The organism is Acinetobacter sp. 1207_04 (assembly GCF_052850415.1).
Genome location: NZ_VXCQ01000002.1, coordinates 1 through 12,266, shown reverse-complemented (window position 1 = coordinate 12,266; position 12,266 = coordinate 1). Strand labels below are relative to the sequence as shown.

The 12,266-nt window shown below is 37.1% G+C and carries 9 protein-coding genes; 6 read left to right on the top strand and 3 right to left on the bottom strand.

Translation table 11 applies throughout. From position 1 onward, the window contains the following. Positions 1-95 precede the first annotated feature (95 nt). From FW754_RS01935 to FW754_RS01910, 6 genes are all read left to right on the top strand, one after another. Positions 96-2,960 carry a sensor domain-containing protein gene (locus FW754_RS01935; protein WP_409511862.1) on the top strand — a complete coding sequence of 955 codons (2,865 nt, stop codon included), beginning with the start codon at positions 96-98 and terminating at the stop codon, positions 2,958-2,960. Between the two features lie 135 nt (positions 2,961-3,095). Continuing rightward, on the top strand, positions 3,096-5,375 hold the full coding sequence (locus FW754_RS01930) for an NADP-dependent malic enzyme (protein ID WP_409511938.1): 2,280 nt from the start codon (positions 3,096-3,098) through the stop codon (positions 5,373-5,375). 92 nt (positions 5,376-5,467) lie between these two features. After that, positions 5,468-6,709: a multifunctional CCA addition/repair protein gene (locus tag FW754_RS01925; protein WP_446323705.1), complete on the top strand. Its 1,242-nt coding sequence runs from the start codon at positions 5,468-5,470 to the stop codon at positions 6,707-6,709. Between the two features lie 250 nt (positions 6,710-6,959). Next, on the top strand, positions 6,960-7,460 hold the full coding sequence (locus tag FW754_RS01920) for a GNAT family N-acetyltransferase (protein ID WP_409511860.1): 501 nt from the start codon (positions 6,960-6,962) through the stop codon (positions 7,458-7,460). Between the two features lie 200 nt (positions 7,461-7,660). Then, positions 7,661-8,263 carry a TetR/AcrR family transcriptional regulator gene (locus FW754_RS01915; RefSeq protein WP_409511859.1) on the top strand — a complete coding sequence of 201 codons (603 nt, stop codon included), beginning with the start codon at positions 7,661-7,663 and terminating at the stop codon, positions 8,261-8,263. 77 nt (positions 8,264-8,340) lie between these two features. Next, positions 8,341-9,495 carry an MFS transporter gene (locus FW754_RS01910; RefSeq protein ID WP_446323704.1) on the top strand — a complete coding sequence of 385 codons (1,155 nt, stop codon included), beginning with the start codon at positions 8,341-8,343 and terminating at the stop codon, positions 9,493-9,495. A 302-nt stretch (positions 9,496-9,797) separates the two neighbouring features. Here the strand turns inward: FW754_RS01910 and epmA are convergent, their stop codons facing one another. The 3 genes from epmA to FW754_RS01895 form a co-directional block, all read right to left on the bottom strand. After that, positions 9,798-10,781, bottom strand: a complete 984-nt coding sequence (gene epmA, locus FW754_RS01905) for an EF-P lysine aminoacylase EpmA (RefSeq protein WP_446323703.1) — start codon at positions 10,779-10,781, stop codon at positions 9,798-9,800. Next, positions 10,778-11,845 carry a 4-phosphoerythronate dehydrogenase gene (locus tag FW754_RS01900; protein WP_409511856.1) on the bottom strand — a complete coding sequence of 356 codons (1,068 nt, stop codon included), beginning with the start codon at positions 11,843-11,845 and terminating at the stop codon, positions 10,778-10,780. Before FW754_RS01900 ends, epmA begins: the two co-directional genes overlap by 4 nt. A gap of 204 nt (positions 11,846-12,049) precedes the next feature. Further along, positions 12,050-12,266 (bottom strand): citrate/2-methylcitrate synthase (locus FW754_RS01895; protein WP_446323702.1); only part of this gene is annotated, 217 nt, incomplete at its 5' end.

Below are 12,266 nucleotides of genomic sequence, written 5' to 3'. Positions count from 1 at the left end.
AATTTAATCATTGATTCAACGTGGCTTTATATTGAAAATATTGTTCAATCATACTTCCAATATATTAAATTAATACAGCGATAGGTGTAATGCATATGATTGAAGTTCAAGGCGAGCCTCTTTCTCCGAGTTCGTATGCATCACAAATTAAAAGTGTCAGCCATCATGTAAGAGTTTTTTTTATATGGGTTGTATTTATTGGTTTTTTTACCTTAAATCTTTTTCAATTAAACTTTACTCATGGTCCAATCACGTTAAAGTATTGGTTTTTAGCCCTTTGTTTAATTGCAGGGATTGCTTGGTTCAACATTCATCATGGTATATCCCGTTCAAGTTTAAACCCGCTCAATCTTGATGCCTTAAATCAACTGTATTGTTTATTGACTGGTTGTGTAATTGGAGTGGGGGTATATCTCATTCACCATTATCTTGTGATTAAAAGTGATAACCAAACCATTTTACACCTTATGATTATGGCAAATACCATGCTGAGCATGGTATATATCATGGGAATTATTTATCTCACACAACGTTTTCGCTACTTTCTTTGGATCTATCTCCCCTCCATTCTTCCTGCATTTTGTATTGAATTATTGTTTCCTAAATCAATTCCAATACAATATCTATTAATGCAAGATATTTGGTTTGTCATGATTTTTATGGGCGCCTTTATTTCTCATAAAAATCATCAAAAACTTGATAGTATGAATATTAAAAATATTGAGCTATTTAACCAATCACAAAAACATTTAGAAGAAGCACAACAATTACAGCAACAATTACAAGCAGAAGTCACAATCACAAAAACTGTGAAACAAGAACTACAAATTAACAATCAATTGCTTGAACAAAAAGTTAAAGAACGTACACACGACATTAAACAGATTAATGATCATCTTGAAGATCATCAGGCAAACTTAGATTTTGCTCATGAAACAGCGGGTATAAATTCTTGGCTATGGAATATTGAAAAACGAGTTTTTTCTTTATCCAAAAATAAATTCGTAAATAATTTTAGCCAGACACTCCCATCGACAATCATGACCGAATTAAATATTCATCCTGATGATTTTGGATATTACCGTCAAAATATGCGTCAACATTTACGTGGTCGTACAGAACGTTTTGAAGCAACTTATCGTATAAAACATAATGATGAGTGGACATGGATTCAAGATATTGGCAAAGTAATTGCAAGACATCCAACCAATCACAAACCACTTCGCATGGTTGGAATACATCGTGATGTACAAAAAGAAAAGAAAGATCAAGAACAAATTCGCTTAGCGACCAATGTTTTTGATCAGGTTGCTGAAGGTGTATTTGTCCTCGATAATAATTTATGTTACCTCGATGTGAATCCTTATTTTGAACAACTCTTAGGTTTCAAGCTCAATGAAATCATTGGAAAGCACCTTTTTGATGTCACCATTCATGATGAGCCTATAGACTATCAGAGACATACTGAGTTTGCGAAACAACTCATTACCAAAGGCGAACATGAAATTGAAATCACTGAGCAATTTATTTCGGGTAAAAAACTGACCCTTTGGGTGCATATTAATGCCATTAAAGATGATAAAAATAAAGTCATCAATTATGTTGGTATTATTACCGATTTAACTGAACGTATTGAACGTGAGCAACGACTTTCCTATTTGGAAAACTTTGATTTACTGACAGATTTACCAAATCGCTTTTATTTCAATCAGCAATTACATCATTATGTTACGAGTAAAAATCAGGCTTTAAAATACTTTGCACTTATTCGCATTAATATTGACCGTTTCAGATCATTCAATGAGTCTTTAAGTAATGATGCAGGCGATGAACTGCTAAAACAAGTATCTGAACGCCTACGTCAATCATGCTCAGATGCGCTGCTAATTTCCTATTTAAACAATGATGATTTTGCGATTATTTACAATCTCAATCAGAATAATTTTTCTATTCAGAAACGTGCAAAAATCATCTTAGATGCCTTCCAATTACCTTTTACTATTTTAAAAAAAGAACAAACAATTTCCATTTCTATTGGAGTTGCACTTTACCCTGAACATGGTCGTCAAATTGATAGCCTAAATAGCCACGCTGAGCTTGCACTGTCAGAAGCGAAAAATGTTGGGGGCAATACCATACATTTTTATGCCAATAAATCGGGACAACTGCTTAATCATGGAGTAAACCTTGAAAGTGAGCTAAGAAAAGCCATTAAAAATAAAGAATTTATGGTCTATTATCAGCCCAAAGTATGTATTAAGACCAATCGAATTTTTGGTTTTGAGGCATTGGTTCGATGGCAACATCCTGAACTCGGATTAGTCCGTCCAGATATGTTTATTCCCCTTGCAGAAGAAACGAGTTTAATTAATGAAATTGGACAATTTGTACTATTCGAAACCTGTAAACAACTGAAAAAATGGCAAAATGCAGGTTTTGATTACATTCGTGTTTCGGTCAACATTGTGGCGCAACAAATTCACCGAGGTCATTTACTAAATGATATTGATCATGCACTTGAAAGTAATCAACTTTCGGGTGAGATGCTTGAAGTTGAATTGACTGAATCATCATTACTCGATAAATCCGATCATGTCATTGAATTATTAAAACAAATTAAAGAGCGAAAAATTTCAATTTCATTAGATGACTTTGGCACAGGCTACTCTTCCCTCGCTTACCTTACCAACTACCCTATTGATACTTTAAAAATTGATAAAGCTTTTATTAGCCGTATTGGGAAAGAAAAAGATGAAGCCATTGTAAATGCCATAATTGTTTTAGGACAAACCATTGGCATGATGTTGGTGGCTGAAGGTGTCGAAACTATTGAACAAATTGAGTTTTTAAAAAATCGTGGTTGTTATATTTTCCAAGGTTTTTATTACTCAAAACCACTGACTGCCACTCAAAGTACACAGTATCTTGAACAAAATGAGCTGATTGCTAATTTCTCTTAAAAATAACTTTTTAAGTCTAAGTTAGCCTAAAAAACGGGCTGAATGACTGTCCGTATTGCTCAACAAGTGTTATATTCGGTTGAATTTAGCCAAAACTGCCAGCCTCGCTGGAACATTGTAACAATAGAGATTCAGATGGACGATCAATCATTAAAGCAACAAGCCCTTTATTATCATGAATTTCCTACGCCAGGAAAAATCAGTGTTACGCCAAGCAAACAGCTTGTTAATCAACACGATTTAGCTTTAGCGTACTCACCAGGTGTTGCTGCACCATGTCTTGAAATTGAAAAAGACCCATCTAAGGCAGCACTTTATACAGCACGTGGTAACTTAGTTGCCGTGATCACTAATGGTACTGCTGTATTGGGCCTAGGGAATATTGGTCCTCTTGCTTCTAAACCTGTGATGGAAGGCAAAGGCGTTTTATTTAAAAAATTCGCTGGTGTTGATGTATTTGACATTGAAATTGACGAAAATGATCCAGACAAAATTGTCGATATTGTTGCTGCACTCGAACCTACTTTTGGTGGTATCAACTTAGAAGACATTAAAGCACCAGAATGCTTTTATATTGAACAAAAACTTCGTGAACGTATGAATATCCCTGTGTTCCACGATGATCAGCACGGTACATCCATTATCGTTGGATCTGCTCTACTGAATGCGTTGCAATTAAATGGCAAAAAAATTGACGAAATTAAAATCGTTGCTTCAGGCGCAGGTGCTGCGGCACTGTCTTGCCTAGACTTGCTTTGTGCGATTGGTGCGAAAAAAGAAAACATTATTGTTGCGGACTCACGAGGTCTACTGACAACAAAACGTGAAGGTCTAGACGACTCTAAAAAACGTTATGTACAAGACATTGAAGGCACTCAACTTGCTGATGTTATTGCAGATGCAGATATGTTCTTAGGTCTTTCTGCCGCAGGTATTTTAACCAAAGAAATGGTTAAAGTCATGGCGAAAGATCCTATTATCTTTGCCCTTGCCAACCCAGATCCAGAAATTTTACCTGAACATGCACACGAAGTTCGTAATGATGTGATCATGGCAACAGGTCGTTCAGACTATCCGAACCAAGTGAATAACGCACTTTGTTTCCCATATATTTTCCGTGGTGCTTTGGACGTTGGTGCAACCACCATTAACGAAGAAATGAAGATTGCATGTGTACATGCAATTGCACGTATGGCACACGTTGAAGCAGATGCCGCATCTTATGGTGAAAAATCTGCATCATTTGGTCGTGATTATCTTATTCCACGTCCACTTGATCAGCGTTTGATTTTGGAAATTGCGCCTGCTGTTGCACAAGCGGCAATGGATTCAGGTGTTGCAAGCCGTCCAATTCAAGATTTCTCAGCATATCGTCAACGTCTTTCTGAGTTTGTTTATAACTCAGCACTTATGATGAAACCGATTTTTGCACAAGCTAAATCTGATCCTAAGCGTATCGCTTACGCAGAAGGCGAAGATTTACGTGTACTTCGTGCTGTACAAATTGCCGTTGATGAAGGTCTAGCGCATCCAATTCTTGTCGGTCGTACTTCAGTGATTGAAGCAAACATCAAAAAGCTTGGTTTACGCCTTGAAAATGGTGAAAATATCACGATCGTTGATCAGGAAAAAAATCCTGATTATGAAGAGTTTGCAGCCGACTACCACAGCATTATGCAGCGTAAAGGGGTTACACCTGAGTATGCACAACGTGAATCACGCCGTCGCTCTACGCTCATTGCTGCAATGTTGGTCAAATTTGGTAAAGCGGACGGTATGCTTTGCGGTACTTACTCAAGCTATGATATTCATTTAGATTTCGTACAAAATGTCATTGGTTTAAAAGAAGGTCGTAATAACTTCTTTACTCTCAATGCATTGATGCTTGAAGATCGTAATTTGTTTATTGCAGACACATATATCAACCGTAATCCAACGGCTGAACAATTGGCTGAAATGACCATATTAGCGGCTGAAGAAGTGCGCCGTTTTGGTATGACACCTCGTGTTGCACTCCTTTCTCACTCGAGCTTTGGTTCAGATCAAAACGATGCGAGCGCACAAAAAATGCGTAAAGTGTTTGAAATCTTGACTGAAATTGCACCTGAGCTTGAAGTTGAGGGTGAAATGCATGCTGATGCTGCACTTGATGAAAATATTCGTCATTTTGCATTCCCGAACTCACGCTTCAAGGGTTCTGCAAACTTGTTGATTATGCCAAACTTGGATGCTGCAAACATTTCATTCAACTTGTTAAAAGCAACTTCAGGCAACAATGTCACCATTGGTCCAATTTTATTGGGTGCAGCGAAACCTGTTCATATTTTAACACCAACGGCAACAACTCGTCGTTTAGTGAATATGACTGCACTTACTGTTGCTGAAATTCAGGAAGCTGAAAAAGACGCTCTGTAATTGGTATTCACTTTGTGACTTGAATTCACATCGAGTCACTTGAGAAAACCTCTATTCTGTTGCATGATGGCATTAAGAATAGAGGTTTTTTCATGCGTGTTTATTTAGTCGGTGGTGCTGTCCGAGATCGTTTGTTAGGGCATCCCTATCACGAAAAAGATTATGTGGTTGTCGGTGCAACACCTGAACAACTGATTGCTCAAGGTTACCAACCTGTGGGTAAAGATTTCCCTGTGTTTTTACATCCTAAAACAAAAGAAGAATATGCACTTGCCCGTACTGAACGTAAGTCTGGGCATGGTTATCATGGCTTTGAATTTTATACCGACCCTTCTGTTACCCTTGAAGATGACCTGATTCGTCGTGACTTAACCATCAATGCGATGGCTATGGATGACGAGGGTACAGTTTATGACCCTTATGGTGGACAACAAGATTTAGCCAACAAAATTTTACGCCATGTTTCTCCTGCTTTTGCCGAAGACCCTTTACGTGTTTTACGTGTGGCTCGTTTTGCAGCTCGTTATGCACAGTATGGTTTTACTGTCGCCGATGAAACTCTAGTTTTAATGTGTCAATTGACTGAATCGGGTGAACTCAATGCATTGACACCTGAGCGAGTTTGGAAAGAAACTTCTCGTGCACTTATGGAAGATCATGCTGATGTTTATTTTGAAGTATTACGTGAATGTGGTGCTTTAAAAATCCTCTTTCCTGAAATTGATGCTTTGTATGGTGTGCCGCAACGTCCTGAATATCATCCTGAAATTGATTGTGGGATTCATACCATGATGTCTTTACGACAAGCTTGTAAAGCTCACTATTCATTGGATGTTCGTTTTGCCGTTTTGGTACATGATTTAGGTAAAGCCCTGACGCCAGTCGATGAATTGCCTCGTCATATTATGCATGAAGAACGTGGTATCGCACCTGTCACTCAAGTCTGTGATCGTTTACGTGTACCAACCAATACTAAGCAACTTGCACTTGCTGTGTGTAAGGAACATTTAAAGTGTCATCAAGCATTTACCTTAAAAGCAGGTACTGTTTGGCGCTTGTTACAGCGTTTAGATGTGCTGCGTCGCCCTGAACGTGTTGAAGCTTTCCTTCAAGCCTGTGAGTGTGATGCTAAAGGTCGATTAGGTTTAGAAGATCGTGCTTATCCGCAAGCGCAGTATTTGTTGGATGTGATGCATAAGGTTCGTAACATTAAGGCTTCTGACTTACCTGCGGATGTAAAAGGTCCTGATATTGGTGAAATGCTCATTCAAAAGCGAATTGAAGCGATTTCTGACTTTAAGCAAAATTATACTCAGCCTGATCAAGTGGTTTAAAAATCCTACTCAGAAATAGCGGGAACGCTCGAAGAGCTAGCAGATTTTAATAGCTCTTCAGCTAATATAAAGCATTTACAATTTTCAGGAACTTCTTGATCGTGGTTTTCATGCAATCATAAAAATTTACTTAAAAACTTCCATTTTTTAAGACCAGCTATTTTATTTCCCATAACACATTGAAATTAATTAATTTATTCCATCTCTTCCGTATAAGTTTTATTATGATAATTTTAGGTGAATTGAAAAGATGAGCACATTTGAGACCAAAAATTTATCTTTAAGACCATTTTCTAAAGAAAATTTAAATGAAGCTATCTTACTATTTCAAGATGAGGACTTTATGGCTTTTTCACCTAATGGTTCATTAAATGTTAAAGATGCTACAAACCGTTTTTATGAAATTTTAGAGCATTATGAAAAATACGGATTTGGAAAAATGGCTATTATCTCCAAAAATACAACTAAGATTATTGGTTACTGTGGTTTTGAAATATGTACTTTAGATGGAAGAGATCAAGCCGAATTAGGATTCAGATTAATCAAAAGTGAACGAGGTCAAGGGTACATCGTTGAAGCTGCCTCTAAATTAATAGAAAATATGAAAAATAGAGGCTTTAAAAATGTAATAGCCTTTTCTGAAGAACAAAACTTACCAGCTCATAATCTTCTAAAGAAGTTAGGATTCAGTACAACTTTCAGATCTAATTTTTTAAATATGGATGTTGTTTTCTTTAATAAAAATTTCTAAACTATTAAGTATCTAATATAATATTCTTCACAACTTATTATAAAATATTGATTTAATTCATTTATTTAATTTTCCAGAAGGAGTATAGCATTAATTTTAGACAATCCATGAACTAGCAATTATTTTTTTGATTTAATATTTGACAAGTCGTTCCATAATATTTAGTATTCCTCTCAGTTCACTCCCACTCAGGATCATCCATGAGTGATGACAAATCTAATTATCCAGGCCGTCCTAGACAGTTTGAAGATAAAGAAATCATTGATGCCGCTATAACTGTCTTTAGTAGTAATGGCTATGCAGGTACTTCTGCGCAAAATTTATGTGATGTTACTGGATTAGGGCGAGGAAGTTTATATAACGCCTTTGGTAGCAAACAAGCTTTATATGAACAAGCTTTGCTACGTAGCCATGAAAAAACCATGGCAGCACAATTATCCATTCTCACACAGTCAGGACTGTTCAAAGAACGATTACGATCCCTTTTACTTTGGGGGATTGCTGAGGATCTTTCACAATCAGAACAGCATGAAGCCATGGTCTTATTCTCTGCTTTAGAGATGGGAGATAAAGATCAGGTTGTTTCAAGCCTGAATCTAGAATATCGACAACGCCTAGAGAATTCTCTCCTCACGGTATTTGTCGAAGGACAAGCAAATGGGGAATTCAGTACAAAAGCCTCAGCTCTTGAAATGGCAAGAGGCTTTTTAGCTGGATACTACGGTTTGCGTGTACTAAACAAAAATATTTCAGATAAAAGCTTTCTAGAAGATGTCGTTAATGGTCTCTTAGCCAACCTCTAACTGCGTCATCACTGCGAAAGTAATTAAACTTTTTATTTTTGTAATGATCGTTAAAGAAATAGGAATGTATTAACAAAATGCCGTTAGCAGTATATATATTAGGTCTAGCAATTTTTTCAATTGGTACAGCCGAATTGATGGTCGCAGGTATGACCGCCACTTTATCCCAAGCCTTTGGAATCAGCGTAGGTGACGTTGGACATTTAATTTCATATTATGCCTTTGGTGTCATGTTCGGCGGGCCTGTACTCACCTACTTTTTTCTAAAATATAAAGTCCAATATCGAAAAGTTTTGCTAATTCTTTTCATACTTTATGTTGTGATCCAAGGTTTAAGCGCTTTCAACTCTAGCCATGCTATTTTAATTGTAATCCGTTTTGTCACGGGTGTCTTATGCGCAGGCTGTCTGAGTCTTTCTCTTGCCATAAGCATGGCGATGGTTCCAAACCATAATAAACCTCGAGCAGCAGCCATTGTTATTGGCGGCTTTATGATTTCCAATGTGTTTGGAGTCCCTCTTGCGACAATGATTGATCAACAATGGGGCTGGCGTATTACCTTTGGTTTAGTCGCAGTATTGGTATTCATTTGTTTGATTGCTCTAGTACGTCTTTTACCTGAAGTATCAGGCGGTGGGCAACTTAGAATGGAAGAAGAGATCAAAGCCTTTAAAAATAAAGCGTATTGGAAAGCTTGTGCAACAAGTTGCCTAATTTTAGGTGCTAGCTTTGCAGCTTTTAGTTATTTCGTTCCTGTTTTGGTCGATATCACTGGATTTAGTATGCAAGTCGTTCCATTTATTTTAATGGCATTTGGTTTCTCAAACATTGTAGGGAATATGATCACAGGTCGCTTAGCACATGACCATAGCCTTAAAATTATGCTGATTGGACTAACCGTATTAAGTATATCTTTGTTTGCCTTTGCAATATTTGCCGAATATAAAACTGTAGCAATCATTGCAATAATTTTGATTGGATTATCTGGTGTTCCAATGAATCCTGCAATGATGGCAAGAATTGTCAGTGTTGCGCATCCGGGTCCTATGGTCAATGCAGTACATACCTCAGTGATTAACATTGGCTTAGGTGGAGGTTCCTATATAGGTGGTTTAGCAATTACAAATGGTTATGGCTTACGTTCAGGCTTATGGATTGGTGCAGTATTGGCAATATTGGCATTGGCTTCACTTCTGCCTTACGTACGTAATCGTCAACAAGGTTGGTCTTGATACAAATGTAACGTAATCATTCTATATAATGGCACTTATGAAAAATATTTTTATTTAAAATTAAATGCTTATATCGAAAAATTGACTTGTCATCTACAACAAATCCGATATGAAACCATATCGGATTTGTTTAGTTTATTTTGATCCATTTTACAATTAAAAATAATATTTTTGGATAAGTACCAATAAACCTTATTTAGTTAAGCATCGCTATCTATACATCTTTTTGTGGAGAACTTTTGTTCCTTACAGAAAAGAAAAATTATATTAAATCCCATTTTCATCTATTTATCGTTTATAAATTACGACACCTCAGCAGGGAAACTGATGACTTTTTCTAACTTCATCTGATTTTGTACCACCATCAACAAGCGGTCTATTCCCAAAGCAATTCCTGAACACTCAGGCATATTCGGCAAAGCTGCGAGTAAATACTCGTCAATTGGCATCACATGTAAACCTAACTTTTCACGCTCTGCATTATCGTCTTCAAAACGACTACGCAACACATTGGCATCAATCAATTCATCATAAGCATTGGCAAGCTCTAAACCTTCAATATATAACTCAAAACGAGCTGCAACCAACTCACCATCTGCATCAATACGTGTTTTGGCAAGAGAAGCCATTTCAGGTGGAAAATCGGTTAAAAATACAGGCGTATCAAAACCTAAACTCGGTTCAACCATGTGAGAGAACAACAGGTCAATATAACCCAAACGATCATTGCCCAAATCTAGATTTAAACCAACACGGTGACAGGCATTTTTCAATTCCTGCAAAGTCGCCTTGAGCGGATTGAGATCCAAACGATCCATAAAAGCATGTTTGTAGCTATAAATGGTCGGACGAACTTCTCCGAAACGTTGTGCTAAAACGACATTGAGCAAATCGGTCACTTCAAGCATTAAATCTTTCAATGAAAACTCAGGGCGATACCATTCCAACATGGTAAATTCACTATTGTGCTTACGTCCATGTTCATCATCACGAAATACCTTACAAATCTGATAAATCGCCCCACTGCCATTCGCCAATAATCGCTTCATGGCAAACTCAGGTGAAGTCTGTAAATAATGCGTTTGTTTTCGACCACCGATATGACGCAATGCCTGTACAGAAGCCAAATGTATATCAGTGACGCCAGCTTGCGAAAGTACAGGAGTCTCAACCTCCAACACATTACGTTCAGAAAAAAACTGACGCAATTGTGCATACATTTTGGCACGGGCTTTTAAGGCGTTGAGGTCACACGTTGGCTGATATTTGATACGAGAATCATTCATGCTTTTGGCCCACCATGTGCAGCCCATTCACGACGTAAAGGATAGGTTTTTCGTAAATAATCAAAAGCTTTTTGATCCACTTTGCCATCTTTTAATGTTGCTCTTAAATTGGCATCATCGCGGGCAATGTCATAAATGGTTGATAAATATTTTTTCAGGGTTTGTTTAATGTTATTGCCATAAAAATATTGTTCACAGGCAGGTAACTTCGTTTCAAATTTTTTATGCGCGCTAAAATCAAATGTTTTGCAAAATGCATCATAAATCATCTGTGTACCACGAGCTTTACCTTCTAGGCTATAACCAGCAATGTGTGGCGTAACAAGCGTAATAATTTTTAATAATTCTTCTGAAATTTCTGGCTCATGCTCAAAAACATCAAGCACTACTCTACGCTGATTTTTTAAAATATCTGCAATTAAAGCCGCTTCTTCAACCACTGCACCGCGTGCTGAATTAATTAAAATGGTTTCAGGTTTCATCATTGCCAAAGTTTCTGCATTGATTAAATGATAGGTTGGATGCTCACCTGTTTGGGTCAGTGGTACATGCGTAGTAATGGCATTAGCTTGCTTTAATAATGTATCTAGCTCAACCTGTTGAATATTTAAATTTTTTACAAATGGATCATAACCAATCACATTCCAACCTAAAAGTTGTGCCATATATGCCAAACGTGAACCGACATTCCCTAAACCAATAATACCTAAAGTAAATTGTTTACCCAAATCTAAAAATTGAGCATCAATGTGCAATAAAGCAGTAATGACATATTCAGAAACCGCTTGCGCATTGCAACCAGCTGCATTTGACCATGCAATTCCCTGTTGTTCCAATGTGTTAATATCTAAATGATCTGTGCCAATGGTTGCACTACCGACAAATTTTAGTTTTGTATTTTCAATCAGTTGCTGATTCACCTTCGTCACTGAACGCACCAATAAAGCATCTGCATTTTTTACATCTTCATGTGTAATTGTACGCCCTGCTTGATTGTTAATTTCTCCAAATTCGGCAAAAAAATATTCAGTAAATGCGAGATTTTCATCTGCAACGATGTTCATAGTGTTATTCCACATTTCAGTATCTTCATCATACCGTTTTGCTGAAATGATCGCTATATCGCATCTGTAGTGAATTCATCCATTTCGTTCAAAGAAATCTATACAGCGGAAAAAAATAGAATTAAAAATGCCCAATCATTAGATTGGGCATTTTTATCTTTTACATCATGCATTTATAAACTGATGCATGAAACTAATATATGATTAAGCAGCTTCACGCTCTTCAATCGGCAATACTTTACGAAGTTCATAACCCGTATAATCCGCACTTGGACGAATAATACGATTGTCTGCACGTTGCTCCATGACATGTGCAGCCCAACCTGTTACACGACTCATCACAAAGATTGGCGTGAATAGCTTGGTTGCTATGTCCATAAAATGGTATGCCGATGCATGGAAGAAGTCTGCATTACAGAAT